25 protein-coding genes and 1 pseudogene are annotated in these 26455 nt (G+C 39.1%); 12 read left to right on the top strand and 14 right to left on the bottom strand.

What is annotated here, in order from left to right; all coding sequences use genetic code 11:
* Positions 1-64: 64 nt before the first annotated feature.
* The 3 genes from PAT01_RS11360 to PAT01_RS11350 form a co-directional block, all read right to left on the bottom strand.
* Entirely contained in the window at positions 65-1060 is a 996-nt protein-coding gene (locus tag PAT01_RS11360) for a patatin-like phospholipase family protein (RefSeq protein ID WP_154945499.1), read from the bottom strand.
* Between the two features lie 282 nt (positions 1061-1342).
* On the bottom strand, positions 1343-2332 hold the full coding sequence (locus PAT01_RS11355) for an LLM class flavin-dependent oxidoreductase (protein ID WP_004586324.1): 990 nt from the start codon (positions 2330-2332) through the stop codon (positions 1343-1345).
* A 140-nt stretch (positions 2333-2472) separates the two neighbouring features.
* Positions 2473-3216: a siderophore-interacting protein gene (locus PAT01_RS11350; RefSeq protein ID WP_154945498.1), complete on the bottom strand. Its 744-nt coding sequence runs from the start codon at positions 3214-3216 to the stop codon at positions 2473-2475.
* Positions 3217-3339: 123 nt separating this feature from the next.
* On the opposite strand from PAT01_RS11350, the gene PAT01_RS11345 reads away from it, so the two are divergent.
* From PAT01_RS11345 to PAT01_RS11335, 3 genes are all read left to right on the top strand, one after another.
* Positions 3340-3759: a MarR family winged helix-turn-helix transcriptional regulator gene (locus tag PAT01_RS11345; protein ID WP_154945497.1), complete on the top strand. Its 420-nt coding sequence runs from the start codon at positions 3340-3342 to the stop codon at positions 3757-3759.
* Between the two features lie 81 nt (positions 3760-3840).
* Positions 3841-4254, top strand: a complete 414-nt coding sequence (locus PAT01_RS11340; protein ID WP_004586327.1) for a S24 family peptidase — start codon at positions 3841-3843, stop codon at positions 4252-4254.
* Positions 4242-5501: a Y-family DNA polymerase gene (locus PAT01_RS11335; RefSeq protein WP_154945496.1), complete on the top strand. Its 1260-nt coding sequence runs from the start codon at positions 4242-4244 to the stop codon at positions 5499-5501. The genes PAT01_RS11340 and PAT01_RS11335 overlap by 13 nt, the downstream gene beginning before the upstream one ends.
* A 1-nt stretch (position 5502) precedes the next feature.
* Here the strand turns inward: PAT01_RS11335 and PAT01_RS11330 are convergent, their stop codons facing one another.
* The 5 genes from PAT01_RS11330 to PAT01_RS11310 all read right to left on the bottom strand — a co-directional run bounded on the left by PAT01_RS11330 (position 5503) and on the right by PAT01_RS11310 (position 7402).
* Complete coding sequence (locus tag PAT01_RS11330; protein ID WP_154945495.1) at positions 5503-5958, bottom strand: hypothetical protein; 456 nt, start codon at positions 5956-5958, stop codon at positions 5503-5505.
* A gap of 180 nt (positions 5959-6138) precedes the next feature.
* Positions 6139-6654, bottom strand: coding sequence for a DUF4240 domain-containing protein (locus PAT01_RS11325; protein ID WP_154945494.1), 516 nt, complete (start codon positions 6652-6654; stop codon positions 6139-6141).
* Entirely contained in the window at positions 6654-6845 is a 192-nt protein-coding gene (locus tag PAT01_RS11320; protein WP_004586332.1) for a YwbE family protein, read from the bottom strand. The genes PAT01_RS11325 and PAT01_RS11320 overlap by 1 nt, the downstream gene beginning before the upstream one ends.
* Before the next feature lie 59 nt (positions 6846-6904).
* Positions 6905-7186: a hypothetical protein gene (locus PAT01_RS11315; protein WP_154945493.1), complete on the bottom strand. Its 282-nt coding sequence runs from the start codon at positions 7184-7186 to the stop codon at positions 6905-6907.
* Between the two features lie 3 nt (positions 7187-7189).
* Entirely contained in the window at positions 7190-7402 is a 213-nt protein-coding gene (locus PAT01_RS11310; protein ID WP_004586334.1) for a hypothetical protein, read from the bottom strand.
* 89 nt (positions 7403-7491) lie between these two features.
* Between PAT01_RS11310 and PAT01_RS11305 the strand changes: the two are divergent.
* From PAT01_RS11305 to PAT01_RS11275, 7 genes and pseudogenes are all read left to right on the top strand, one after another.
* Positions 7492-8059: pseudogene (locus PAT01_RS11305) on the top strand (ion transporter); the annotation flags it as partial.
* Between the two features lie 84 nt (positions 8060-8143).
* A complete protein-coding gene (locus PAT01_RS11300; RefSeq protein ID WP_154945492.1) occupies positions 8144-9253 on the top strand; it encodes a site-specific integrase in 1110 nt (369 codons plus the stop codon).
* Positions 9234-11450, top strand: coding sequence for a hypothetical protein (locus tag PAT01_RS11295; protein ID WP_154945491.1), 2217 nt, complete (start codon positions 9234-9236; stop codon positions 11448-11450). Before PAT01_RS11300 ends, PAT01_RS11295 begins: the two co-directional genes overlap by 20 nt.
* Positions 11428-13296, top strand: coding sequence for a site-specific integrase (locus tag PAT01_RS11290; protein WP_154945490.1), 1869 nt, complete (start codon positions 11428-11430; stop codon positions 13294-13296). Before PAT01_RS11295 ends, PAT01_RS11290 begins: the two co-directional genes overlap by 23 nt.
* Positions 13289-13906 carry a hypothetical protein gene (locus PAT01_RS11285; RefSeq protein ID WP_154945489.1) on the top strand — a complete coding sequence of 206 codons (618 nt, stop codon included), beginning with the start codon at positions 13289-13291 and terminating at the stop codon, positions 13904-13906. Before PAT01_RS11290 ends, PAT01_RS11285 begins: the two co-directional genes overlap by 8 nt.
* An 11-nt stretch (positions 13907-13917) precedes the next feature.
* The gene (locus PAT01_RS11280; RefSeq protein ID WP_154945488.1) at positions 13918-14355 is read left to right on the top strand and encodes a VPA1267 family protein; all 438 of its coding nucleotides are present in this window, start codon (positions 13918-13920) and stop codon (positions 14353-14355) included.
* Positions 14352-16508 carry an AAA family ATPase gene (locus PAT01_RS11275; RefSeq protein WP_154945487.1) on the top strand — a complete coding sequence of 719 codons (2157 nt, stop codon included), beginning with the start codon at positions 14352-14354 and terminating at the stop codon, positions 16506-16508. Before PAT01_RS11280 ends, PAT01_RS11275 begins: the two co-directional genes overlap by 4 nt.
* A gap of 49 nt (positions 16509-16557) precedes the next feature.
* Here the strand turns inward: PAT01_RS11275 and PAT01_RS11270 are convergent, their stop codons facing one another.
* The 5 genes from PAT01_RS11270 to PAT01_RS11250 form a co-directional block, all read right to left on the bottom strand.
* Complete coding sequence (locus tag PAT01_RS11270) at positions 16558-19878, bottom strand: type I restriction endonuclease subunit R (RefSeq protein WP_154945486.1); 3321 nt, start codon at positions 19876-19878, stop codon at positions 16558-16560.
* Positions 19879-19926: 48 nt separating this feature from the next.
* The gene (locus tag PAT01_RS11265; protein WP_154945485.1) at positions 19927-21495 is read right to left on the bottom strand and encodes a restriction endonuclease subunit S; all 1569 of its coding nucleotides are present in this window, start codon (positions 21493-21495) and stop codon (positions 19927-19929) included.
* Positions 21485-23098 carry a type I restriction-modification system subunit M gene (locus PAT01_RS11260; RefSeq protein WP_154945484.1) on the bottom strand — a complete coding sequence of 538 codons (1614 nt, stop codon included), beginning with the start codon at positions 23096-23098 and terminating at the stop codon, positions 21485-21487. The genes PAT01_RS11265 and PAT01_RS11260 overlap by 11 nt, the downstream gene beginning before the upstream one ends.
* A gap of 153 nt (positions 23099-23251) precedes the next feature.
* On the bottom strand, positions 23252-23722 hold the full coding sequence (locus PAT01_RS11255) for a hypothetical protein (RefSeq protein ID WP_154945483.1): 471 nt from the start codon (positions 23720-23722) through the stop codon (positions 23252-23254).
* A 58-nt stretch (positions 23723-23780) separates the two neighbouring features.
* Positions 23781-24035, bottom strand: a complete 255-nt coding sequence (locus PAT01_RS11250) for a helix-turn-helix domain-containing protein (protein WP_138564268.1) — start codon at positions 24033-24035, stop codon at positions 23781-23783.
* A gap of 156 nt (positions 24036-24191) precedes the next feature.
* On the opposite strand from PAT01_RS11250, the gene PAT01_RS11245 reads away from it, so the two are divergent.
* On the top strand, positions 24192-24764 hold the full coding sequence (locus tag PAT01_RS11245) for a hypothetical protein (RefSeq protein WP_154945482.1): 573 nt from the start codon (positions 24192-24194) through the stop codon (positions 24762-24764).
* Positions 24765-25221: 457 nt separating this feature from the next.
* Here PAT01_RS11245 and PAT01_RS20245 read toward each other — a convergent pair whose 3' ends face one another.
* Positions 25222-25404 (bottom strand): hypothetical protein, encoded by a 183-nt coding sequence (locus PAT01_RS20245; protein ID WP_318299750.1) that lies wholly within the window; start codon positions 25402-25404, stop codon positions 25222-25224.
* Between the two features lie 378 nt (positions 25405-25782).
* Here PAT01_RS20245 and PAT01_RS11235 point away from each other — a divergent pair, with 378 nt between their 5' ends.
* On the top strand, positions 25783-26406 hold the full coding sequence (locus tag PAT01_RS11235; RefSeq protein WP_004589486.1) for a tyrosine-type recombinase/integrase: 624 nt from the start codon (positions 25783-25785) through the stop codon (positions 26404-26406).
* Positions 26407-26455 lie beyond the last annotated feature (49 nt).

The following is a 26455-nucleotide window of genomic DNA, read 5'->3' as shown; positions in this document are numbered from 1 at the left end:
TGCCACGGCGCTTTACCAACGCTTAAACTTAAGTAGTAATTTAAGTTTAAGCGTTAATACACAGCTACATAGCGTAGCTGTGTGCGTAATCTACTATACGTGCGTTTTGGCTTTTTAAATAAGCGCGGCCTGCTTTTACACCTAGCTTATGATCAAAGCGTAAATCATCATTCGAGCTACCTAATAATTTACTGTGTAGCTTTTCGTCTGCAAAAATTTGTATAATTTCTACATCACTAGGCGGGTTGGCAATAAACGTTAGCTCGTCTAGGTATGCTTGCTCGTGTTGAATCAAGTAATCAAGTGTTTTTGGGCAGTAGCCTGATGCACATGCAAATGTTCTAAGCTTTTGAACCCATGCAGTTTGCGCCTGAAAATGCTCATCAACGGTTCTAATTACTACGATTTTTCGTGCGCCACGGTTATAAGCTTCGCGTACAGGCAAGGGCGCAGCTAAGCCGCCATCTAAATAAAAATCTTCACTTGATTGCTCTGCAGCTAAATGCACTTCGTTTGCCGCTTTTGTACCTAACCAAGGAGTAAGTTTAACGCCTTGTTTATACAAAAAAGGTAACGCGCTCGATGCTTTTAACAAATCGCGCCATTGCTTACCCTCGCCTGTAGGTGAAAGGTAATAGGCTTTTCTGTCGCGTGCATTGGTTGCCGTTATAAGCAGCTCACGCTCGCCTAAGCTGGTTTTTGCTGTTTTAAAATCAAGGGCTCTGTTTACTTCGGTGGTTTTTTCAAAGTACCAGTCTAAATCAACAATGTGCTTGCCCATTAAACCACGCCCTAATTGAAAAAAGCGTTTGTTACGCGAAAGCCCTCTAATTAAGCGTTTAGCGTAACCTTTTTGGCGCGCTAAATAGCTTGTTAAATTTTGCGAGCCGGCAGAGGTGCCAATAAATAAATCAAATGGGTCGTAGTTTTGCTCTAACCATGCATCTAATACACCGGCTGTGAATATCCCTCGTTGTCCGCCACCTTCAGCTATCAGAGCAACTTTTGGCTGCGCTGTATGAGTAACTGAATTAGCCGATGCGGTTGTTAGAGCGTTCACGGTGTACCTTCCTTTAATTTAATGATGTTTGGTTAATAACTACATTATAAAAAATAAAAGTGATGTCTTAAAATTGATTGTTTAAATCAGTTTGATTGAAAAAACAGAACGATAAATAATGCAAAATGGGCCTTATCCTTGGCAACCTAAGTATGTTTAATTATCGATAGCGTTTGTTCAGACATCACTTAAAGTTAATAAGTTTGTATTCACTTTTAATGATGTCTACATAGTAGCAAGACTTGTGTGTACGCTTGCTTAACTAAACACTTCCTTTTTTAATTAATGCTTTATTTCCATTAAAATTTCTAGAGCTCGGTGGCGTTTTTCGCTGTCGTAAACATCGTTGGTAAATATAAACTCATCCACTTCTAGCTCTTTCGCTATCATTTGTAATTTATGTTTTATACTCACATGCCCGCCAACAACGCTTAAGCTTAAAAAGTTTTCTACGTGGGCGCGCTCTTGCTCACTCCATAAACCTTCCATACTCTCTACTGGTGGCTTTAGCCACAGCTCTTTGCCGCGTATTAATTCAAGCACGCGTTGCTTTGAGGTGGTAGAAAGGTACTGCGCTTCTTCATCGGTCTCTGCTGCTACCAGCGGTAAGGCAAGCATTACATAGGGTTTATCGAGTACATTTGAGGCTTTAAATTCTCGCTTATATAGTGCGATGGCATCGTGTACAAAACGCGGTGCAAAGTGCCCTGCAAATACATAAGGCAACCCTTTTTGCGCGGCCAATTGGGCGCTAAACAAACTTGAGCCTAATAACCAAAGCGGTACGTTTGTGTCCTCCCCCGGAATAGCACGTATAGGATGTGTGCCATTGTATGGGCCTAATAATGTTTGCAGCTCTGTTACCTCCCCTGGGAAGTTTTCTGCGCGGCTCATATCATTATTTAGCGCACGGCTGGTTACTGGATCACTACCTGGAGCGCGGCCAAGGCCTAAATCTATTCGTCCAGGGTATAAACTCTCTAACGTACCAAATTGCTCAGCCACAACTAAGGGAGAATGATTCGGCAGCATTATTCCGCCAGAGCCAACCCGTATACGCTGAGTTTTACCTGCAATGTGACCTACTAATATTGAGGTGGCAGCACAAATTATACCGGGCATATTGTGATGCTCGGCTAGCCAAAAGCGATTAAACCCTAATTGGTCGGCGCGCTGGGCGTATTTGGTGGTTTTATTGAGCGTATGAGAAACGCTGTCCCCTTTGATCATGGGGGCAAGCTCTAATAACGAAAAGGGAATGGAAGATAACAAAATAGCAGCTCCTTAAAATGCATGCTAACAATGGGCTTCATCATCAGCATAAAACACTTAAATGGGTCTGCTATTTATTCAATTCAAGTTAGGTAACGGATAAAAGCAAAATAGCGTTAGGCTGTTTTGCTCTAAGGTATTCATGCAAGCTCAGGGCTTTGCTGGCGCTCTTTTTTATAACCCTCTGAGTCTACGCCTTTTTTCCAATAGCCAGAGGAAACTATATTACTACGCGGTATATTACAATCCTGGGTAAGTAAGGTTTTTGCTTTACGTACTAACCCCGCCTCTAATGCCATAAATACAATAGGTGGCTCGTTTGTGTGTGGCAAATTGTTAAGCGCGCTGAGCATATCGGTATCCGGAGTTTCTGTAATTAACCAATTAACATCGCGCTGCGTTTGTAAATCAATAATGTCTTGCTCTGTAGGGGCATGCACAAACGCGTCAATTTTTGCGCTGGCGGGTAACTGCTGCATGTACCCTTTTATTGCATTAACTGAGGTTAAATCGCCTAGTAATACATAATGCGGATGCTGGTAATTATCAAGCTTTTTAGGGCCTGGGCCCGCTATGCCAACCTCGTCACCTACTTTTGCAGTTATAGCCCAGTGCGTAGCCGGACCTTGATGCATGTTTATTACAAAGTCGAGCGTTAACGCGCCCGTTGCATCATCAACGTCTCTTATTGTGTAAGAGCGCATGCACGCGGTTTTTAAATTAAAATCAACTTTACCATTTTGGGGAATAAGCACTTTTACATAGCTGCCAATATGCGCTTGTGTTAAATCCGAAAACTCATCTGAGCCTACAACAATGCGCTGTAAATGCGGTGTTATTTGTTCAGTACTTAGTACCGTAGCTTTGCGAACTTGTTTACCCATTTAAAATCACCTCGTTTAACAAAATAGTTAACTGCTTTTTAAAGCAAGCATTGCACAACGCCCCATTGGTTGATAAAATCAACTATAACAAACTAATTGATATTGTCAACCATTAGAGAGCTTATGAACACGCTTTTATCAAATACCCTATTTGAGCTGATGCAAAATTACCGCGTAACAATTCGCGAGGCTATTAACGCAGGCGACCTTGGTATTAATGCTATGCACGTGCGTTGTATACACATTATTGCCAGTACAACTAACTGTACCGCTAACGACATTGTGACTAAAACACAGCGCGACAAAGCCCAAATTGCCCGCTTAATTAAAGATCTTATTGCCTTAAACCTTATTAATAAGCAAGCAAGTGAGTACGACAAACGCTGCTTTATTTTGTCGCTCACCGAACAAGGCAATAAATTGTTTGATAAGTTATTAGCCTCTGAGCAGCAAATAAATGATCAAATGTGTAAAAACTTAAACCCGCAGCAAATCAAAGACTTTTTAGATACCGCACAACAAATGATCAAAAACATGGCGTGATCTGTCTTTCATTTCTTGGCATAACTTACACAAAACGCATATACTGTACACTTATACAGTATATGCGTTTTAGGTTGTGTTATGTTTGTTATTCCCGTTTATATAGAAGCCGGTGTGTGTGGGTTTGAATCGCCCGCGGCGCAATACGCCGAGCTCGGTGTTTCTCTTGATGAGCTATTAATAAAGCACCCCGACGCCACCTTTATTGGTATTGCCTCGGGTAATTCCATGCAAGAGGTGGGGATTTTTGAGGGCGACTTACTGCTTGTAGACCGTGCTGAGCAAGCCGATAACGGCGATGTTATTGTTGCTAACTTAAATGGCTTATTTGTGTGTAAGCTATTAGATAAAACCAATGCACGATTACTCTCTGCATCGCCTCTACATAAGCCGGTACAACTAACCTCAGCTGATGAGTTTCAGTTAGAGGGAGTGGTTACACTATCGATTAGAATGCACCGCCCAAGCCCTGAGCTATTAAAATGTACGCCTTAGTCGATGCCGTTGCATTTTATGCCAGTGCCGAAAAAGTGTTCGACCCCGCTATTCGCTCTAAACCTGTGGTGGTTTTAACTAATAATGATGGCTGCGTATGTGCGGTATGCCCGATAGCTCGGCGCTTAAACATTCCTAAATTTGGCCCTTACTTTAAAGTTAAGCACCTGCTTGAACAACACAAGGTGGTTGTACGTTCGAGTAACTATGAGTTGTACGCCGATTTAAGCGCCAAAATGATGAACGTAATTGGCCGCTTTTGCGACACACAATACATATACAGTATTGATGAGTCGTTTTTGCACTTTCATGGCTACACACCCCTTATACAAAACTGGCACGAGTACGGGCATACAATAAGGCGTACCGTTTGGCGCGAAACTAAACTCCCTGTGGGTGTTGGTTTTGGCCCAACTCCTACTTTGGCAAAAGCCGCTAACCATGCAGCTAAAAAGCTAAGCGGGTTTGATGGGGTGGCCGTTATAAATAACGAGCAAAGCCGCCAAGCCATTTTACAAAGAATGAGCTGCGCCGATGTATGGGGCATAGGTAAGCGCCTAGCTAAAAAGCTTAATATAATGAACATACATACCGCGTGGGATCTGGCACAGCAAAACCCTAAAACCATGCGCCGCGCGTTTAGTGTGGTGGTAGAGCGTACCGTAAGTGAGCTAAATGGTATTGCGTGCTTAACATGGGACGATGTACGCCAAGATAAGCGAGAAATATATTCTACTCGCAGCTTTGGTGAGCGGATCAGTGAGCCAACTGCACTTAAAACCGCCCTTATTAACCACGTAACCACGGTTGCCAGTAAACTACGAGGGCAGCGCTCATTAGCAAAACAGCTTTATATATTTGCCGCCACTGGCAAACACGAAGACCGCTATTGTAAAAAGTCGTTTATATATAAATTTGCCACCCCCACTAACGATACCTGCGTAATGGCAAATGCAGTCTCAGAAGTATTTACTCATATTTACAAGCCAGGTGTACGGTTTTATAAATGTGGTGTAGGCGCTTTAGAGCTTACCTCGGTGCAGTATCAGCAAACTGATTTATTTAGCCAAAGTGCCGATAACCCTAAATTAATGCAGTGTCTTGATACAATAAACAACCGCTACGGAAAAGGCATACTCACCCTAGCCAGCAGCAAACTAAATCAAGGCTGGCATATGAACAGAGATTACTTATCGCCCCAATACACAACGCGCTGGCACGATATACCGCAAATTCATTGCAAGTAAGTTAATCAACTTGTCTTGTAAATGTGCACTCTACTGCGGGGGTATTCTGCGTATATTTGAGCGTTGTAATACTGGTAAACTTAATGCTTTGTCTGATGGTTTTTTCGTTATTGGGGTCAATACAGCGGCTCATTTTTAAGCTGTTATCAACACCATCACTTTTGTATTTATACGAGCTAGTTACAAAACAAAAATTTGGCTTTTTAGTTGTACGGGTGCCGTTGTGTAAACTTTCAAACGCAATATGCTCGCCTAATTTAAAACCCGCGTCTGGGTAAACTGGGTTAATTAAACTCAACTGACTATCCACACACAGTGGGGAGTTAGCAGTTACCACCTGGTAATCGCCAAGCATTGTTTTTAATAACGGTATAAAACGGCTTTTATTACTCGGCGCAGCCAATGCAGATGAACTAATAAAGGTTGTCGAAATTAAAAAACAAAGTAAGGTTTTCATTAAGTGGGCGTATCCTCGTAATAAGTAACGTGTGCGCTAATTTTTATAACTATAACAGAGATTTAATCTAAAAAAAGGACGCAGCACTTAGCATTATGTAATGCAGTGTTGTAGTTATGTTTTACGAGTAATAAAACAAAGTGGTTTATTTACTAAATAAATAAACCACTAAGAGTGACTTTACTGCCAGTATTTTGCAAATAATTGCGGATAGCTTTGTTTTAAAAACTTGGGTTTGTCTTTAAAGCGTTTACCTGCCGGTTGCTCGCCTGAGGGTACAAAAGGTAATTCGTCGTCGTTGCGCTCTTCAAATAATAAACCGGCTATTAAGTCGTATTCATCAATATAAGGGTAAGGTTGCTCATTTAAATAATACACAGGGGAGCACTGTGCAAGTGAGTCGGCATTGCTTAATGCGTTATTAAATACCGCCTCCCCGCGGGAGATGAGCCAGCACCTAAATTCGCTAAAACCGTATTCGTCGTTACAGCCAGCCATAACAAATGCGGCACCAAATAAATCCCAGGTAAAACATTTGCGCATGTGAATACCAAAGAATTTATCAAAAGCAATGAGCTGCTCGTCGGTTAACTCGCTCAATTTAGCTTTTAAGTTGTCGCTTACGCTTTGTGGGTCGAGCCCTAACTCAGGCGTGGTCACTAAATCCCAAAATTCCTGCTCTGTTAACGCTGTCATTATAAAATCTCTTTTACTCGGCCGACTTGACCATCTTCTAGGCGTACTTTAATACCATGCGGGTGATTAGGTGATTTAGTTAATAAACGCTCAACTACACCTTGCGTTAATGTGCCGCTGCGTTGATCTTCTTTTAATACAATATTTACGGTTGTACCTGGTGTGATTTGCGAGCGCGATGGAACAGCCATGCTTTACATCCTAAAAATAATTTTGGTAATTATAACGTCCATAGCTAGGCAAACCAATGTTAATCAACTAAAAACGCTATTTGCTTAGCCGCTACCGGTAAGCTTATTTTGCTAAGCTCAGCGTGAATAATATCGACTAGCTGAGAAAAATGCGCTTCGGTGTCGTTATAGGCTATATCATCTTCAAAATAGCAGCTTATTTTTAGTGACTTTGCTTCATTTTTTAAATCAATGGTGTGAGTTAAATAAGCAAAACCATAATGAGTCGCTTTTATTTTCTCACAGGCGTTGGTGAGGGTTTGGCGTATTTGTTTATCGCGCAATTTTTGTGTTTTAGTCATAAATTATTGTGTTTGTTCACTTTGCTGTTTTTTATACTCTTCAAAATTTTTATCTTGATTTTCAAGGCACTCGTAATATTCTTTATCAGCTTTATAATTACATTCATCTAAACGTGCTGATTGAATTTCGTGAAAGCGAGCGTCGGAGCTACACCCCGCAAGTACCGAAAATCCCACAAACAGCAATGCGCTTTTAGTTATTTGACTGATTAACATTAGAATTCCTTACACTTTCGTTATCGAAAGCAACAATATTATTGTATATTAGCGTCATAAAAACCTGACTTTGCATAGGACCCATAATTATGATGTCGCAGTTACAAAAGCTGTTTCAGCGTATAGACAAAAGCAAGATATTTCAATCATTTGTTATAGCTGTCATTGTTGTTTCTGCCCTCACCGTAGGTGCTCATACATATTCTCTTCACCCCACTGTAGAATTTATTCTAAATTGGATGGATGTAGGGATCACAGCTTTCTTTTTAATCGAACTCATTATTCGCTTTATTGCAAGTAAAGGAATAAAAGACTTCTTTTCAAAGGGCTGGAATATATTCGATACCATTATTGTACTTGGCAGCTTATACCCAGCTGCAGGCTCAACTATGTTACTTGCCCGATTGCTGCGTATATTTAGGGTACTGCGTTTAGTATCTATGATCCCAGAGCTGCGTTTATTAGTTAATTCCTTGCTTAAAGCCATTCCGCAAATGGGCTATATAGCACTGCTTATGTTTGTTATTTTTTATATTTACGCAGCCATGGGCAGTATGATGTTTGCCGATATTAACCCGGTACTTTGGCAAGATGTATCCATTTCAATGTTAACGCTATTTAGGATAGCTACCTTTGAAGATTGGACCGATTATGAAATATTCACTTATTTCGCTTCTTTGTTGACACTTTTAATCACTCCAACTACACTGTCAACAAATGTGATATTTTATAATTACTCTTATGGCTGTTATAAAGGTTTCAAAGGTTCAATACAGTGGTTTAAATTTCAAATCGTTTGCACTTATAGATAATAACGGTGATATTCGAATAGCCCCTTCATTATTTCTTGCCAATTTATCTCTTAATGGTCATTCTCAAGAAACAATTTCAAACTACTCATATCGGTTAGATAATTTTCTCAAGGTTCTTGATGATGCAAAGCTAGATTTTATTAATGTCGAGCAATTACATATCGACATATATTTAAACAAATATTTAAACAATCACTTAGATTTAGAGTTTTCATCAATTAAAGGCCATATAGCTTGTTTAACCAGGTTCTTTAAATACCTATATGAGTTTGGGTTTACTTCTCGCCCTAACGATTTTATATATCGTGTCACAGATAACGATACCGGCTATCAAATAAAAGCTAATACCAGAAAAAAAATAAAACTTATTGAACATTATCTAACGCGGAAAAGATTTGATGAATTGCTTTGTTATGTAGACTCCAGTGATGATTTCATCAATGAAAGAAACGAATTAATTCTTCACATCGGCTTTCATATGGGGCTAAGAGCTAGTGAAGTAGTTGATAAAAGAAATCTTATCTTAACAAAACTTATAAACAAATATACGGGCTTTGTAGTTGATAAAATCGATATTATTGGTAAAGGAGAAAAACTACGTCAAGTTTTAGTTCCGCCTAAACTTAAATCAAAAATTCAGTCATTTGTAGATGGTAGAAGAAAAAAAATACCTGGAAATCTACTTATCTGTGCTAAAGATGGCAGCCCTCTAAACAAAAGTTTCGCATCAAGTGTTTTTAGAAAAGTGGCATCAGCGTCTAGAAAGCCATATTTAAAGTCTCGAACATTTCATTCACTTAGACATACCTTTGCAACTAACTGTGTTATTGAATGCCATAAAAATGGCCATGACCCATGGACTGTATTACCAGACAGAATGGGTCATGCAAAAAAGGAAACCACCCTTTTATATGTTTTCTTTGAGGCTGTTTTGAATAGTCGCCATTCGCTAATTAAAAAACTGTCTGTCAAACACAAAAGCATATTTACAAAAAATAAAAATATCAGCCAAGGAATTGATGTTGGAATTCTCTCTTAAAGAAGCAATTAAAAATGCAGGTAAAGTTTCTGCGATAAAAAGGACTGATGAGTTTGTATTTATTGCTGAATCTTTAGTGAATGATTCAAAGACAGCTAAAAGAATTGAGTTGCCCTCCGACATGAAAGGCAATGTGGTACTTAACGCATATTGCTTGTTCTCAAGCTCTCCGGATTTCATCAATTTATCTGCATCAAGTCAAAAGCAGTATGCTGCAACTTTGAATCGCCTAGTGGAATTCTTTAAGCAACACGATGGTGCTAGTACAAGTGATGACAAGGTGATTTCTGTTCATTATTTATATTATTCAAGTAAAACGCTAAACCGTTCGCGAGAGGCGACTGTAGGAGACATTTCACGCGTAAAATGTGCCCTAAAATACGCATGCGATCATAAGTTTCATTTCAAAAAAGACGCAGATAGGCTTGAAGTTATTTTTCAAGATATTCCAAAATTTGGTAAGTCTGTATCTCAGCCAAAACCAACACTGATGAAGGTGTTTCAATCTGACTTTACTGATACTGAAATTATCGAGTCACTTAGGCATGTACTGACTTGGTTTTGTCTTTATATGAAAGACATAAGAACCAAGTTTTTACTAAAAAACGAAGATTTAGCCAAGCAAATATTCCATGATTGTGATGATGGTAAGAGTGTTTGGCAAAATAATGTGATGAAGATGACGAACAGCGGTGGGCTGGGAAATACTATCGCTAATAGGGTTAATGGCTATTACTTAAGAGCTATGTTGGACATGAAAGATCCATTACTCAATGAGATGTTGTTAATGTCCCAAAGAGAGTTTGCTAGAAGGTACTCTAAAAGTGAACGCTTCACTCCAGCTCAAGTACAGAGCGAGTTAGAAGCAATGTTTACAACAGAGAGTAGTTTAAAAAGAGCTCAAAATGATATCGACAGGACGAACTTTACCCGTCCCAGATATAGGTCCGTTCTTGTACCTAATAAAACATTTAATGGCATGAGGCAGTCAGTTTTTCCAATTGGCTTTATGTTCACTAGTTCTTTGTCAGAGCGAAGAGCGTTAAGCTGGTTGATGGCTTCAGATAGGGTTCAGTCATCTGGATTTGATAGATTAACATTGAAGGATGGTTTTTTATTTGATGGTGTTGATGAGTCTGGTGCAGCATCAAAACTGCAAATCAAATTTCCCAAAATAAGGAGTAAAAGTCGAGAGTTCCTATCCCCAATTTACGCTAAAGGTGAAGATTTTCTTTTTGATGTATACATGCATTTATACCAGCTCAGAATACAATCAGAGTCAATATTTACAATCCAAGAAAGGCCAGGATTTGCAATGCCTACAAAAAGTAATGTGCTTTACAACCGACCTTTGAGCACTTTATCTCAAACAACTGCCTTACCTCTTTGTGCACTGGGACTAAAGGGAACCCAGATCAATAAGTTCTGTAGAGAGAATGTTGCAAATTCTGAACCTTTCCTTTCGATACTTGAGCAGTCTACTGAGTCAGGAACAGCGTACTTAAAGATTAAAAATAAAAAAACTGGGGAAGCCAACTTTTGTGATTATAAATCGATTACTATGGATTTGATTGCCCAAACAAGAGCTGTTTTGGAGGATGAGGAATCAGATGACGAGCATGTATCAGCTGAATCATCAGCACATAGTCTCGATACACATAAAGACGTATATATAGATCGCTCCGACATATCACAAAAAACGGATGCCGATATCCATAATTTTGCCAGCAAGGTTGGGGGTGAGTTATATAAATTAGCGAAAGAAATGGGCGAATTAAAAAGAAATGAGCCTAATTATCACCGATCTAGGGTCATGGAAAAGTTAGAGCTTTCGACACCATCAGTTAAAAATTTAAGTGGCTCATCTGAATTAACCAAAATGCTCAGCATAGCCAAGAAGAGTAGATTAGGGGTTAGTCTTTTTGATGAACTTAGAACTTTTAACGACAAAATAATTATCGACCATCCTTTATGTGCTGCACTGATTATAAAAACACGAAAACATATTGAAAACATTCGTAACCAACTAGAAAAAGGCTCTCCAAAAGTAAAGGTTGCAAATACACACTTAATTTATCTTAATTCTCTTTTAGATGGCTTCCATAGCAAAACAGTCAAGGAAGGAGAAGAAATTGCTCACTCATTAAAACTACCTGTTAATAAGGATTTATTACATGAATGTAATTCTGGTCAGTGATATTAAAGAAGAGGACTTACTGCCAGAAGATGGGTTTGCTGAAATAAACACCATGAAATGCAGGAGTTGGAACTTTTATGATTCAGAAAATTTAAAAGAGACCACTTTGAATTGGGATAGCTTGAACTATCCTAGACACACTGAAATCACCTTTAAGGAGGTGTTAAGAGCTCTCCATGGAGCCAGTGTGCGAGTTTCTGGTCCTCTATATGGTCGGACCAAAACGATTAAAAATAGGGTTTCAGCCCTTAAAAAGATCTTTAATAGCAAGACGAAACTATTTGGCCCAGACACATTATTTGGAACCTTGTCACTCAATAATTTTGCTTCGATCGTACAAGATATCGCAACAAAACATAATGGAGAACTCTGGACTGGAGGAACGGTAGAGCAAGTAATTGCCATCCTAAAACAAATGAAAGACTATTCTCGTCAGGAAAAAATAACTGACGGAATAGTTTGTGACTTCCCTAAGAAAAAAATAACCGACTGTTTCCTTAAAGCGTACGTTGAAAGTAAAGGGGTATGCTACAACAAATGGTTAACTAGAGGAACCTGGCATAATTTGCCCATAGATGTGGCTCTTTTATTTCTTAACGACATGCTGGAAATTATAGAATCGCCTACGGCTAATTTTTTGGTTGACTATTTTAAGTTTCAACGTTCTCAATATAGTGTTGTTGTAAGTGATTTTTTCAAACCAGGAGCATTTAAGCAGGTATTCCTAGTGGCCGTAGAGGAAGTAGTTAGTAACCCTAGTGCCAGTACGAAGTCCAATATTCATCGATTAGCAAAATTATTCTCTGATCACGGTTTTATGGATCAAGAAAACGATGATATTCACTTTTACCCTGGAATGTTTACTGATGAAGGACAAGTTATTAAAGGAGCTTGCCTTGTTGTTTTTACAATTTTATCAGGGGGCAGAATTTCTGAAGTAAACTCAGTTAGATTTGCTGGCATGGAAGTAAAAAATAATGAAGCTTTCTTTTACAGTAGGCTTAAGAAAAATGACAATGGCATGGGTAGGAAACGGTCTTGTAGTAAAGAAGCCCTAAAAGCTATTAATATAGCCTCGAATATTAGTTACTTACCACCACAAGAGGACGTCTCGCCATTTAGTTCAACGCATATTCCTTCTATTCAAAAAGCACTTAAAAAACAAAAAAGACATTTACCAAGCGCTGATACGACAGCTAAAAGAATTACCCGTATTTATGAGCGTTGGGCTGAAGGTAATTCTGAAATTGATGGAATTCCAGAGACAAGCTCTCCTCATGCCTTGCGTCATATTTTTGCTGCCATTGCCCTCTATCGATTTAAAGGTAATGTTAGAGAATCTATTCGGAGACATTTTGGCCATTCCAGTGAATCAAGTTTTACTAAGTCATATGTAAAAAATAAACTCGATGAAGAAATAATATCTGCCACTGAATCAAGTTATTTTAAAGAGCTGGCAAATGAAATTAGTTCAGATGATTCCGAGTTTTATGCTGCTGTTATCAAGCGTATTAGAGAAAGAGTCAGTGAAGAGCATGTCTTTAAGTCCATAGATGAAGTTGGTGACTATATCGCTGAACAAGCTTTAGACACCATAATCATAACAGGCCATGAATTTGGATATTCAGTTTCATGGCTAGAAGATGAGGCTATTACAACAGACCTTCATCATTTATCACCAGACTCTGATTCTGCTGAAATTGTAAGAATTGGCATTCATCATCAAAACCTAATTGACAACATAAGTGACCCATTTGTTAGAGAAGCATCATTAAATATTGTTTCAATTTGCGAGTATATGCTGGAAGAGTTAGAAGTTAATCTTGAAGAGTTAAACTATGAGTAAATTTCAGTTAGATAATTTTATTTCTAAAACCGGGAATGTTGAAAAAAGCGATCCTTTTCCAGACTTCATTGAAAGCGAACTTAAAGACAACTTAATTAGTTGGTTATCTAGTGCGACTGACAAACAGTCTAAAAGCCTGAACGTCGTGCTTGAAACCTATCACGAAATAATAAGTAAAATAGAGAAGAAAATTGATTTAAAAATAAATGAAAGAAAAATTATTCTCTCTAGAGTTGCTGAAATCGCCAGAGTTGATAAAAGTAATCTAACAGAAAGAAGAACCCCTGAGTTATGTGCTTTAGTGCGCGAACTTAATATTGAGATCCAAAGGTTATGGAAACTAACATCTAGAAAATCCAAGACCACTCAGTTAACAAAAAATGAATTAGCACAAGAGCTGACAAGAGTAAAAAGGGAACTGGCCAACGAGAGAGATAAAAATATAGGAAAGATACTTACAGCTCTCTTAAACAATAGTATTTACAGTGAAAAAAAAACTCTTGCAGATAAAAATGCACAACTGGAAAATGAAGTTATAGAGCTACAAAAGCAAAATGCTCAGCTTAAGGTTTTGCTGAAAAGCCACAACTTAAAAATTGTGAAAAACTAAGGCAGTAATTCATGGCTAACGGACAACAAAAAGCACAGCAAACACTCGAAGCTTTTGAACTGTGGGTTTCGACTCAATCCAATCACGATTTCACTCAGCTAATCTACAGAGGGCAACTCAATCGCGGCGAAATAGCCAAAGCCATCGTTTGTGGTAAATCAGCTCTCAATCAGAACCCAGCGCTTAAAACAGCTCTTGGTAACTTGGAAGATAGGCTTCGCGAGGAAGGTGTGTTACCTCCCTTAACAGTAAGTGCAAAAGAAGAGTCATGCAAACCCAAGCAATACGACAACACTACTCATAAAAGGCATCTTGAGTCGAAAAGGCTCTCGGTTATTGAAGCCGAGAATATTGAACTGAAAGCTAAAATTAAAGAGTTAGAATCTAAGCTTGAGCGTTTTGGTGAGTTATCCGACACCATGTATGAAATGGGGTTTATGCCACGATGAATACAGAGTTTTTTCGAGTAACTAGCATACGGTTTGATAACGCTAAACATGTCATTTTCATGGGCATACCGCTCAAAAAAAATAGCTATAAAATGAACAGTGGCAAGTACACCGTTTCTGTCAAAGCTTGTCCCGATAGCCTCCCCGTGAACCCAGCCATTGGTCAACATTGGGAAGTTAAAGGTGTAAAAACCTTAAGTGAGTATGAGAACAATGGTTATGTCATGAAACAGCATGTTTTTGACTCACCGATTGAAGTAAAATGCTCTCTTCCTGAAAGTGGTGAACAGCTCATCAACTTCATAGCCAACGAAAAAGACTTCATAGGTATCGGTGAAAGTAAAGCCAGGAAGTTGTGGAATGCGTTGGGGAGTGATTTTCATCAGCTTGCTAAGAAAGACACAACAGAATCGAGAAGTAGGTTTAGCGGCCTTCTGAGCGAAGTGTCCATCAACGCACTTTATAAAGGCTATGCTAAATATACTAATTTAAGTGCATGTAACTGGATGTCAGAACAGAATATACCTTTTTCTATTCAACAGCGTTTGCTTAAGTATCATAACGAAAACTCAATCACTGCCATTAAGGATAATCCGTATCTATTGATCGGTTTTGGCATGTCATTTGAAAATGCGGATAGACTCGCTATTAACATCCTCGACCGTGAAGAAGACGAACCAAAACGCCTAAGCGCAGCGTTAGAAGTTGCAATCCGCAAACAAATAGAACTGGGCCATACTTTTACAAAACAGAACGAACTTAAACCAAAACTTATGGCTATTTTGAATAACCAAGAGTTGTGCTCAAAAGCATTAAAAGCTGGGCATAATAAAGCTCAGTATATTTTAAATCCTAAATTAGGCACATATCATCCAACCGCACAGCTATTGATGGAAAATGTCGTTGCTAAACGCCTAATAAAACTAGCTAGCCAAAACAATTTACGTGATGAATATACTAACTCAGCATATTGCTTTGCCGTAAACCAACTGCCTTATGCGTTAACAAAAAAACAAATTGAAGCAATTACAACATGTTTGGACAATGCAGTAAGTTGTATAACAGGTGGAGCCGGAACCGGAAAAACAACTGTTCTCAGAACAGCACTTAGGGCTTACCATAAATTAGGATATGAAATTCACGCTGTGGCACTGAGCGGGAGAGCAGCAATGCGGCTTCATGAATCAATCGGGTTTTTGACTTCAACCATTGCTAAACTATTTCGTGAAGCGCCTATAGAACCCAGTGATGAACAACCAAAACATCTACTTGTTATTGATGAAGCCAGCATGATTGACTTACCCACTATGTACCGTTTGGTTAATCATGTTCACCCAACGGTTCATATAATCTTCACTGGTGATCCTGATCAACTTCCACCGATAGGCTGCGGTAAGGTCCTAGCCGATATTGTTCTATCACAAAGCATTGCTAATACGATGCTGGATATTGTTAAACGCCAGGATGGGTCAACAGGTATCCCTGAATATTCAAAGTATATTAACCAAGGTATAGTACCTGAAAACTTAAGCTTTGGAGCCGTACATTTTCATGAAACCCCTAAGCAACACATAGCTAATGTATGCTGCGAATTATATTTAGAGTCTTCGTATAATAGCCGTGTAATGGCACCAACAAAAAAATTGGTTCAAGACATCAATAATCAAATTCAAGATACTGTCAATGAACATGGCGAGCAATTAAAATTTAACCTTCAAGGGGACGAATTTTATGTAAAATTAAGAGTTAATGATCAAATACTGTTTACTCAGAATTTATATGACAAAGGAGTAAATAATGGCTCTCTTGGAGAGCTTTCTTCAGTTACCAATGCAGGTGACTGCTTTGGTGAGGTTACATTAGATACAGGTGATAAAGTCGAAATTACACAACCAGTACTCGATTGTATGGAGCTTGGTTATGCCATCACCCTCCATAAGGCTCAAGGCTCTCAATTTCCTAGAGTAATCATAGCACTTCAACAAGGTCGAATTGTTGACAGAGCATGGCTTTATACAGCAATAACTCGTGCTGAGAGTGAAATACACTTAGTAGGCTCAGCAACTGATTTTAAACTAATCACTAAGTCACCTAGCAATTCAAACAGCAGAAATAGCTTTCTCTGTGAAATTTTGCGTGATCAAGGAAATTGAGGCTAATTATTATTTCTCAAAGCAAATATTAAGAAGAGATCTTGGCTGATCAAACCTCTTTGTTCGCTTTAAAGCTCTGCGCTTGCTCAAATATTTCTTTATACACTTCATCGCGGCTGATTGGTGGGTATTTAAATTTAGCGAGTATTAAAATCAGCTCTACTTTGAGCGATGATTTAATGTCGTCGCGGTGGTTCCAATCAACAAATTTTACTTTGTCGTCTACAATTACTTTTACCGCTTGAGCAAGCTCAATTAGCTTATCTTCGGGGTAGTCAAAGTCGTATTTAACTGCAAGTGCTTTTAATGCGTCGTAAAAGCCTTTTTCTTCAATATCTATACCTAGCTCGTCGCCTGCGTTCATTTCGTCGCGTACGCTGTAAATCATATCAACCATGCTTTCTGAAAAGTCATCAAGTACGCTACTTACCAGTACGTCATCTTCTTTTCGCTCGTTGTAGCGCTGTACTAGCGATTCAAAGCGTTTAGTAAAGTCGATACCTTGAGTTTGGTTCACTTTTTTAAGCTCGCCTATGGCTTTAGCTAACATTTGTTGCAGTATTTTAATTTTGGTATTGGGGAGTTTTATTTTTTCTATTTTAGCAATGTAGTCGTCATTAAAAATGTCGATTTCACCGCCGTCTTCATTACCGAGTTTAAATACTTCTTCTACGCCGTCGCTTTGTAGGGCTTCGCTTATCATTTCACGTACTTTGGCGTTCATTTGCGCGGTATCGGGCGCTTCACCTTTGGTTAACTTGTAAATAATGGAGCGAATGGCAAGGTAAAAATGAATGTGGTTACGCTCACTCTCGTTTATTTTTTCGCTACCGCAACATACATCGTAAGCGGCTTTTAAACGCTTAACTAAATCCATAAAGCGCTTTTGGCGTTTTTCGGTAATAAGTGCAAACTCAGCGGCGTGGTTTAAACAATTAAGTTGGGCAACGGCTTCACCGGTAAAGTATGGGCTGCTGTCAAATTTATGAAATAGCTGTGCAAGTAGTGCTAAGTGGTTTTTTACTTCAATAACCGAGGCGGTAATATCTTCAAAGTTGGTTTCGTCAGTTTTTGAATACTGCGCTAACGCCTTGTTCATCTCAGATTTAATGCCAATGTAGTCAACCACTAGGCCTTTATCTTTGCCTTCAAACTGGCGATTAACGCGCGAAATAGTTTGTATTAAGCTGTGCTTTTGCAGTGGCTTATCTATGTACATGGTATCTAAAAATGGCACGTCAAAACCGGTTAACCACATATCGACCACTATGGCTATTTTAAAGTTTGAGTTTTTATTTTTAAATTGCTTATCAAGCTCTTTACGCTCGTCTTTACTGCCAAGTAAATTATATAGGCGTTCAACGTCGTCTTTGCCACGCGTCATCACCATTTTTACTTTTTCAGAAGGGGCTGCAATACGGCCTTCGCTAATAGCGCGCTTTCGCTCGGTATCTGATAGTTTTTGCGCGTCATCAGTATCTACTACATCAAACCAATGTGGGCGTAGTTCTTCTAGTTCTTGATACAGCTGATAGGCAATACCTCGCGAGCTACACACAAACATCGCCTTTCCTGCGACCGTAGAGCCTTCCTCAACGCGTTTTTCATAATGTTCAACAAAGTCCCTTGCTAACACTTTAATGCGGTCAGGATCGCCTAGAATGCTATTCATGTTAGCAGTGGCTTTTTTACTGTCTTCTATTTGCAGCTCGTTACTGCCTGCATCGGCGCATTCTTTGTAATAAGCTTCAATTTCAGCCAGCTTGCTATTGTTTAAACACACCTTAGCGGCGCGGCCTTCGTAAACAATGCGTACGGTTATTTCATCTTTAACCGACTCAGTCATGGTGTACGAGTCAACTACTTCACCAAACACGTCCAGCGTGGCGTCTACTGGCGTGCCAGTAAAACCAACATAGGTGGCGTTTGGCAGTGAGTCGTGCAGGTACTTTGCAAAACCGAAGGTCTTTTTCACCCCCTTTTCTGTAATGGTAATTTTTTGATCAAGATTAACTTGGCTACGATGCGCCTCATCAGAAATACAAATAACATTAGTGCGATCAGTTAAAAGCTGGGTGTCTTCGGTAAACTTATGAATAGTCGTTAAAAATACACCACCACTGTTACGGCCTTCTAGTAATTCACGTAAGTGAGTACGGCTGGTAACAGTTTTTACCGTGTCGTCGCCAATGTAAGTTTTAGCATTACCAAATTGCTGCGAAAGCTGGTCGTCTAAATCGGTTCGGTCGGTAATTAAAATAATGGTGGGGCTTTTAAGTTCAACGCTTTTCATCAACAAACGTGTTAAAAACTGCATGGTGTAACTTTTACCGCACCCTGTTGCGCCAAAGTAGGTACCGCCTTTACCATCACCTTGTGGTTTTAAATGCCGTTTTATATTTTCGAATAGCTTATTAGCCGCATAATATTGCGGGTAACGCGGCACAATTTTTATCTCTTTTTTGCCAGCGTTTTTATTATCAGAATCGGGGAAGAACACAAAATTGCGCATTACATCGCGCAGGCGAGCTTTATCAAACAAGCCCTGCAATAAAGTATGTAACGAGTTAATACCCTCCTGCGCTGTCAGCTCTTGCCCCGTTACTTTTCCCCACGAGTAAAAAAACTGATAAGGCGCAAATAAGTTACCCATTTTATTGTTTACGCCATCGCTTATAACGCACAAGGTATTAAACACAAATAACTGCGGAATAGCGCGCCTGTACCGCACCGTTAACTGCTCATACGCTTCAAAAATAGGGGCTTGTTCGCGTATTGCGCTTTTAAATTCAAACACCACCAATGGCAAGCCATTTACATATAAAATGCCATCGGGAATACGCAGTTCAATGTTGTCGTAACTTGTGGGGCTTTCTATTTCTAACTGAGTAACAAAGCGATAAATATTATCGTCTTGCAGGTAAGTAACGCTTGCTTCATTCACATTATCGAGAGCCATATTATCCAAAGCTGCCATAGCATTCCCTGCTATTAGGCTACTTTTAATACCTTGCTCAACATTGTCGTAATCAAGCAGCTGAATATACAAATCTTTTTGCGCTGCACTGCCTGCTACCCTCCCACGCTCGCGGCTCAGTAAAAAGCCGTCACTTAGCCACTTACAAAAGGTTTTATTGCTCTCGTATAAATCACTGGCTGGCAGCTTTTCAAGCTTTGCAATAATTGAGTCTACTTCACCCGTTGTAATATTATTTTTAGCATAGCGCGTGGTTAAAAAAGCACGCAAGTCTTCTTTTATCAGCACGTCACTATTATTGCGGCTTAGCTCACCACCTAACAAATGCGGGTAGCCTTGTTCACCTAATAACTCAACCACCGCTTGTTCTAATTTAGCTTCAGTAAATTTCATCAAACATCCTTATTCTTTTTATATTGGCCTTTAAACGACTAGCTAAGTTTAATCTACTACTTTTTCATCAGTGACTACATCGGGAATTTGCAATTCGCCTGAGATGAGCTTGGGTAGCAAATAATCCCTCGTCTCAGTCAATGTATTAATTTCTTGGACACAAGCAGTAATACGTTTGTAATACATTTTTGTTACTTCTGTATAAGCCTCTACAGCCTTTTTTGATGGAATAACTAGCTGTATACTCTTAAATGTTTTTTTACTTATCTCCGCAAACGTTGTACCACCAGAAATACCTTTAATTTCATCCATCACAGAGTCTAGCCATTGGATGGTATATTCGGAACTTAATGTTTTAGCATCAGTAATTGCTATGTAACCTTGGTTGATCGCAACAGGTACTTTCGCCAACGCCAAATAACCAACAGGCGCTCTTGATGACATTAAAACAGTATCAATAGGTAATAAACCTGATGTTATTTTTTTTAATCCCGCAGGAGTTATTTTTCGGCTTGTATCAAGCATTATTTTTGTAGTGTTACCTGATAAGTCTTTGGGTGAGGTCCAGTGTATCTCCCCATCTTCCCAAAAATCTGGATTTTTTGTACTTGGTGTTGAACCACCTTTTACCACAAACTCATCCTCTACTGAAGATGCACTCCACCCCTTTGGTATCCAGCCTAGTTGTTCGTTGTGTTCGAACTCATTAGGGAAGTGGGCGTGGGTGTTGGCGTGTTGCGCTAATATTTTAGGGTTGGCGCTCACGTTTGCTTTAACGGGTGTTTCAGCGGTTTTACCTAATATTTGCACTGCTGCTTGTGTTGCTTCTTTTGTTGGTGAGAGTGCTTGCAATTCGTGAGCGAGTGCAATGAGTGACGCTTTGCATTCGGCCGCATTTTCTAAACTGTTCAGTACCGCTAAGCGACGCTGCGCTTTTAGTTTTAAATTGTCAGGCAAGCGGTTTTCAAGGCTTTCTAACTTAAAATCAACGCTCGCAAGTAGGTTGTCGAACACAGGATCAAAATCAACAAACCAGCTTTTAAATAGCGCCTGCGCCATTTGTTCTAAGGTGTTGTTGGTTTTTTTGTTTAGTTCTATTTTAGAATCAATTTTATCCAAAATTTGAACAACATTATCTTGGTAAGCTCTAGGGACTTTAGGGATCTCAAGCGACTTAATATTATAAAGTGGTAATTTACCTTGCGCTGAGCCTACTTTCCTTGAGATTATTTCATTTTGTCCAATAGATGAATTTAAATAATAATAAATATAACGTGGATTAAAATCAGAACTAACATTAGTAATTCTTGCAGCATTTTCAGTTAAATTTACCCCACTCCATTTCGAATCAATATAAAACACCATACCGATTGTATGTCCTACAATAGCAAGACATATATCATCAGTGTCTACAATATACCGACTGATTTTTTCCTGAGTCTTTGGTAGTAAAAACTTTAGATTTTCAGAGTCAACTCTTCCATTCGAAACATCTACCAAACGAATATATGGAAACTCTGTTCGATGCTCAACTAACTCATTCCCTTTCGGTAATCTTTTTCCACTTTTAACTTCTGCAATATCTTCAATTGAAACAAATGGCCAATCACTCCCCATAACCCAACGCCTCCAAATTCTTACGAATCGCTTTATCAAGCTCATCGCTTTGGTTCATTTGGCTATAAAGGGTTTGACTAAGTTCAGTCATTTTGGTTTCGAACGGGATGCCGTCATCTACAATATCGGCAGCGCCGACATAGCGCCCAGGGGTAAGTACGTAGTCGTTCGCTTTAATATCGGCAAGGGTGGCTGATTTACAGTAACCGGCGATATCTTGGTACTCTTGATCTGTATCTAAGCTTAGCTCTTCGCCGCGCCATATATGGTAGGTTTCGGTTATTTTAACTATGTCGTCGTTAGTTAGCTCTTTTAGGGTACGGTTAACCATAGAGCCCATTTCGCGGGCGTCTATAAATAGCGTTTCGCCTTGGCGGTCGCGGCGTTTTAGTAGGCCTTTTTCGTTATTACCGTGTTTGTCTTTACTTATAAACCATAAACACACCGGAATTTGTGTGGTATAAAACAGCTGCCCAGGTAGGGCTATCATACAATCGACTAAATCGTTTTCGATTATTTTTTGGCGAATATCGCCCTCGCCACTGGTGTTAGAACTCATTGAGCCATTAGCCAGTACAAAGCCAGCGGTGCCATGCTCGCTGAGCTTTGAGATCATATGCATGATCCACGCATAGTTGGCATTACCGGTAGGCGGTGTTGGGTAACCGGCCCAACGGGCATCGTCGACTAGTTCGTTATCGGCGCGCCACTGTTTTTGGTTAAATGGTGGGTTTGCCATAATGTAATCGGCTTTTAGGTCAGGGTGTTGATCTTTAAAAAAGGTATCGCCTGCTATATCACCCAAGTTGCCCGAAATACCACGTACGGCAAGGTTCATTTTAGCCAGTTTGTAGGTAGTATTAGTGTACTCTTGCCCGTAAATAGACACATTTTTTTGGTTACCGTTATGGCTATTTATAAACTTAAGCGATTGCACAAACATACCGCCCGAACCACAACATGGGTCGTAAATTTTGCCTTCGAATGGTTCTATCATATCGGCTATTAGAGTAACAATTGATTTTGGCGTATAGAACTCGCCCCCGCCTTTACCTTCAGAGGCGGCAAATTTACCTAAAAAGTATTCGTACACACGGCCAACTAAGTCTTCTTCTGTTTTTTCGTTTTGGTTGGCAATAGTGTCGATATTATTAATGGTGTCGATAAGCGCTGAGAGCTTACTCACATCAAGCCCTAAGCGTGAAAAGTAGTTATCGGGCAATGCGCCGGCGAGTGACTTATTGTTTTTTTCTACCGCGTGCAGTGCGGTATCTATTTTAACGGCAATATCGCCTTGCTTAGCGTTGGCTTGAATGTACGACCAGCGTGCATCTTCTGGGAGATAAAACACGTTATCCATCGCATAAAAGTCGACCATGTCGATGTATTCATCGCCATATTCGCTGGCAATGGCTTTTTTACGCCCTTCAAATTTATCACTAATAAATTTAAGAAAGATTAAGCTTAAAACAATGTGCTTATACTCGGCTGACTCAACACTTCCGCGCAGCTTATTGGCGGCGTCCCAAAGGGATTCTTCAAACCCGACTTGTGTTTTTTTTGCGGCTTTTTTTGGTGCAGGCTTTTTTGATACAGCGTCCATGTGGTCTCTCTTTGCAAGAATATCAATATAAATTATTGGCTTATCATACCGCAAAGGTCGTGGTTTTTTGAGCGTTAATTAGTAATAAATTGGTATTAAAAAGAAAGGTGTAATATTACTGCTAGGTAGAAATAATACACATGGGCGACTAAATTACTTTTCTTCATAGCCCTTAGCTGAAGAAATGACCCATGAATACTCAGAGCCATTTCCAGCTGGAATTATATCAAAACCAAAGCTTTTGCTTGTTAAGGGGGGAATGTTAACCTCATCAATATAATATCTTGACGTTTTGCTTTTTCCATTCGTAGTTGTAATTTTAACTTTTAATTCTGTAACTGTAATTGATTCATTACCATTGTAAATATTGCCGGAATAATAATTTGAATAACCTAAACTTGCACGACCGGTTAAGTTTAACCGTTCTTTAACTTCAAGTTGTTTAATTTCTTTATGCGTCGTTTGCTTTTTATTTTTATCGTAACAAGACCTATGGATTAACTTAGCGCCAACATCACTTTTAACGCCTTTCATATTCTCAAGAATACATTCATCATAAGTTGCGGGCTTTCTATCACAGCCCAATAGAAATAAAGTAACTAGTATTAAAGGGATAATTCTCATAAACATCCTTATTCATATGATAAATAAACTAAAAATTTTTCTCGAATTACAAGATTTACTATTCTGATTCTAGTAGTTGAATTAGTTTTCGCTTGCCTTCTTCATCTAGCTTTTCGATTAAACACGCAAGAGTTGCGCTTTCTTCTGACTCACAAAAAAAGTAATTTACGGGAACATTTAGCTCGGTTGCTAGCTTTTTTAGAGTAGCTAAGTCGGGCATATGGCGACCCGTTTCGTAATGGTTCATTCTGCCACTGGCTGAACTTGGGTCCATCCCTATTTTAATACCTAACTCTTTTTGGCTTATCTTCATTCGCTTTCGAGCCTCTTTAAGACGCTCTGTAAAAAAGGATTTAACCTGCACCGTTGCTTCATCTTGGTAACTCTCACATTTAAATGATTGTCTAGCTTTTACATGAGCATGTATACTTAGGAATCCTAAGTTTATGGTTGATAGTAAGGTTTAGCAATGATTAAGAAAGCGAATATGAATGTATTTTTACATTTTCTCTTGGTAATCAAGCAGATGGATAAATTTACTGTAACAGAAGCTAAAGAGGGGTTATTACGTGAACAGCCTACGTTTACCGATGCGGTAGAAACCCGAAAGTTTATATATCGTCAATTAACTCGCAATGTTGCAAAAGGACTTTTAAAACGAACCAACAAATTAAACAAGGGAGTTAAGGAAGTTATTTATTCAAAAACAGAGCTATTTCTGAGCTTGGAAATAGTGCCGATTTCAAGAGGAAGTAGAACAAGCGAAATAAATACCCTCAAAAATGTCTCGACCGAAAAAGTTAAGGTTATTGAATACCAAGAAGAGCTTCAAAGAGATTTATCAATGCACGAGGTTGATTTAAAAATAGTGCTTGAAGAAGCTAAAGAGTACAAGCGTCTTTCATTACATTACCCGGAGTTATATGAAAAACTTAAACAGCATCATACTCAGGCTAAGAAGAAATCGATTAAATTACTTGGCAAAATAAATGCTTTGCAGACTTTACTGGATAATAAAATAACGGAAAAGCAGCCACATTAATGGCTTGGCTAACAGTCTGCTTATCGGCAGTTAAAAACATTATTCTTAAAACTATAAACACTTTTTTGTTTGGCTACACCGGTGATCATACACACAAAAGGTGGGATTGTTGCACAGCGTGAGATTTATGACCGATTTAAAGTAGCAAAAATGGCTTTTTAATTGAACAAGCTATTCGAATATATCAAATTAGAATCAGGATAATACCTAGACAACAATGTGTAAATAACCACCGTCGGCTGAGTGCCATTTCCTGACGTTCGTAACGACTCGTTAAAAGCCAACTGTTTTTGTCCTTTTAAACGACTTCTTAGCAGTTGACTTTACCTAGGTTCGCCTGCCTTTATTAACGTGTGCCGCTCATCTGTCCATGAGAATTCCGATAGTGCAAGAAAAACGGCATTGTACTTTTTTAATTTTTCAACAGATTCTAATGAAAAACAGCCTCCAACAACTATTAAAGTATCTTGGCTCGGCTCTCCAAACTTTTTATCACATCTTTTCTATCATGTGGAAAAGTAATCAAAGTACATTTTTCAGAAAACTGAGATTCACAAGCTGCCGCTAAGCTCTTGTAGTCAGTTGGTACACGCTCTTTAATAATATGTGCTTCAATGCTTCTAATTATGCGAAATTTCATATCGACTGCTAACGCCCGCATAAACTGCGGAACATGTTGGACGCTTTTTTGCGTCATTTTCTTTTAAGCAAAAAATCGGACAATGTGGGACGTCAGATTTAATGCGCTTGTTAAACTTATAATCGGGTTTGCTCATCTTTCGCTGTTAGTTTCTCAGAATGCTTGATGATTTCTGTGGGAAGTCCAGTTGTGCAGTACAAAAGCCTAACAAACAGAAATCCACATACTTTGCCTAATTTGACAGTAACGTATTAGACCATCAGATCTAACACGTTTCTGTCCAACAACGAGTTTACCCGACCGTCAGCTTATAGCTCATACCCGAATTCTTTTGTAGCGAGCTAAGCTTAAAACTCCATAAACACCGGAGTACAACTAATGCACCAGTTAACTATATATCAGCCTAAAGAGCCTTGGAATAAAAATAAGCTTGTAGGACAAAAGTTACCTCTAAAATTACAGCAAATATGGGCTATCCGAATACGACTGGAACTTTTTCATAAAATAAGAGATCTAGCACTATTTAATCTAGCCATAGATAGCAAACTAAGAGGGTGTGATTTAGTTTCACTAAAAGTTAATGACATTGCACATGGTAAAGCAATCCAATCACGGGCAATAGTCGTTCAAAAAAAGACTGGTATGCCTGTTCAATTTGAAATTACTGGAAATACAAGGAAATCAATTGTGGCGCTCATAGAGCAATTTACTCTCAATTCTTATGATTACTTGTTTAAGTCACGAATTCATTCCTCTGAACACCTTTCAACCCGTCAATATGGACGTATAGTTGACTCTTGGGTCACCTCAATTGGGTTAGATAAGACTCAATATGGCACTCATTCAATGAGACGTACCAAACCATCACTAATTTACAAAAAAACTAAAAATTTAAGAGCCTGTCAGCTTCTACTTGGCCATAGAAAACTAGAGAGCACTGTCAGGTACTTGGGAATAGAAGTTGATGATGCGTTAGAAGTATCAGAACAGATCGATGCTTAAATTTGAACCTAAGCCAGACTCGAAGTTAGAGTCTGGCACGTGCCATAAT

It is taken from the genome of Pseudoalteromonas atlantica (assembly GCA_007988745.1).
GTDB lineage: Bacteria > Pseudomonadota > Gammaproteobacteria > Enterobacterales > Alteromonadaceae > Pseudoalteromonas > Pseudoalteromonas atlantica.
This window is presented reverse-complemented; position numbering and strand designations above follow the sequence as displayed.

What these genes read in the sequence shown, in the direction of transcription:
- PAT01_RS11350 (WP_154945498.1), bottom strand. Translation starts at nt 3,216, where the DNA reads ATGGGTAAACAAGTTCGCAAAGCTACGGTACTAAGTACTGAACAAATA.
- PAT01_RS11345 (WP_154945497.1), top strand. Translation starts at nt 3,340, where the DNA reads ATGAACACGCTTTTATCAAATACCCTATTTGAGCTGATGCAAAATTAC.
- PAT01_RS11340 (WP_004586327.1), top strand. Translation starts at nt 3,841, where the DNA reads ATGTTTGTTATTCCCGTTTATATAGAAGCCGGTGTGTGTGGGTTTGAA.
- PAT01_RS11335 (WP_154945496.1), top strand. Translation starts at nt 4,242, where the DNA reads ATGTACGCCTTAGTCGATGCCGTTGCATTTTATGCCAGTGCCGAAAAA.
- PAT01_RS11330 (WP_154945495.1), bottom strand. Translation starts at nt 5,958, where the DNA reads ATGAAAACCTTACTTTGTTTTTTAATTTCGACAACCTTTATTAGTTCA.
- PAT01_RS11325 (WP_154945494.1), bottom strand. Translation starts at nt 6,654, where the DNA reads ATGACAGCGTTAACAGAGCAGGAATTTTGGGATTTAGTGACCACGCCT.
- PAT01_RS11320 (WP_004586332.1), bottom strand. Translation starts at nt 6,845, where the DNA reads ATGGCTGTTCCATCGCGCTCGCAAATCACACCAGGTACAACCGTAAAT.
- PAT01_RS11315 (WP_154945493.1), bottom strand. Translation starts at nt 7,186, where the DNA reads ATGACTAAAACACAAAAATTGCGCGATAAACAAATACGCCAAACCCTC.
- PAT01_RS11310 (WP_004586334.1), bottom strand. Translation starts at nt 7,402, where the DNA reads ATGTTAATCAGTCAAATAACTAAAAGCGCATTGCTGTTTGTGGGATTT.
- PAT01_RS11300 (WP_154945492.1), top strand. Translation starts at nt 8,144, where the DNA reads ATGGCTGTTATAAAGGTTTCAAAGGTTCAATACAGTGGTTTAAATTTC.
- PAT01_RS11295 (WP_154945491.1), top strand. Translation starts at nt 9,234, where the DNA reads ATGTTGGAATTCTCTCTTAAAGAAGCAATTAAAAATGCAGGTAAAGTT.
- PAT01_RS11290 (WP_154945490.1), top strand. Translation starts at nt 11,428, where the DNA reads ATGAATGTAATTCTGGTCAGTGATATTAAAGAAGAGGACTTACTGCCA.
- PAT01_RS11285 (WP_154945489.1), top strand. Translation starts at nt 13,289, where the DNA reads ATGAGTAAATTTCAGTTAGATAATTTTATTTCTAAAACCGGGAATGTT.
- PAT01_RS11280 (WP_154945488.1), top strand. Translation starts at nt 13,918, where the DNA reads ATGGCTAACGGACAACAAAAAGCACAGCAAACACTCGAAGCTTTTGAA.
- PAT01_RS11275 (WP_154945487.1), top strand. Translation starts at nt 14,352, where the DNA reads ATGAATACAGAGTTTTTTCGAGTAACTAGCATACGGTTTGATAACGCT.
- PAT01_RS11270 (WP_154945486.1), bottom strand. Translation starts at nt 19,878, where the DNA reads ATGAAATTTACTGAAGCTAAATTAGAACAAGCGGTGGTTGAGTTATTA.
- PAT01_RS11265 (WP_154945485.1), bottom strand. Translation starts at nt 21,495, where the DNA reads ATGGGGAGTGATTGGCCATTTGTTTCAATTGAAGATATTGCAGAAGTT.
- PAT01_RS11260 (WP_154945484.1), bottom strand. Translation starts at nt 23,098, where the DNA reads ATGGACGCTGTATCAAAAAAGCCTGCACCAAAAAAAGCCGCAAAAAAA.
- PAT01_RS11255 (WP_154945483.1), bottom strand. Translation starts at nt 23,722, where the DNA reads ATGAGAATTATCCCTTTAATACTAGTTACTTTATTTCTATTGGGCTGT.
- PAT01_RS11250 (WP_138564268.1), bottom strand. Translation starts at nt 24,035, where the DNA reads ATGAAGATAAGCCAAAAAGAGTTAGGTATTAAAATAGGGATGGACCCA.
- PAT01_RS11245 (WP_154945482.1), top strand. Translation starts at nt 24,192, where the DNA reads ATGATTAAGAAAGCGAATATGAATGTATTTTTACATTTTCTCTTGGTA.
- PAT01_RS20245 (WP_318299750.1), bottom strand. Translation starts at nt 25,404, where the DNA reads ATGAAATTTCGCATAATTAGAAGCATTGAAGCACATATTATTAAAGAG.
- PAT01_RS11235 (WP_004589486.1), top strand. Translation starts at nt 25,783, where the DNA reads ATGCACCAGTTAACTATATATCAGCCTAAAGAGCCTTGGAATAAAAAT.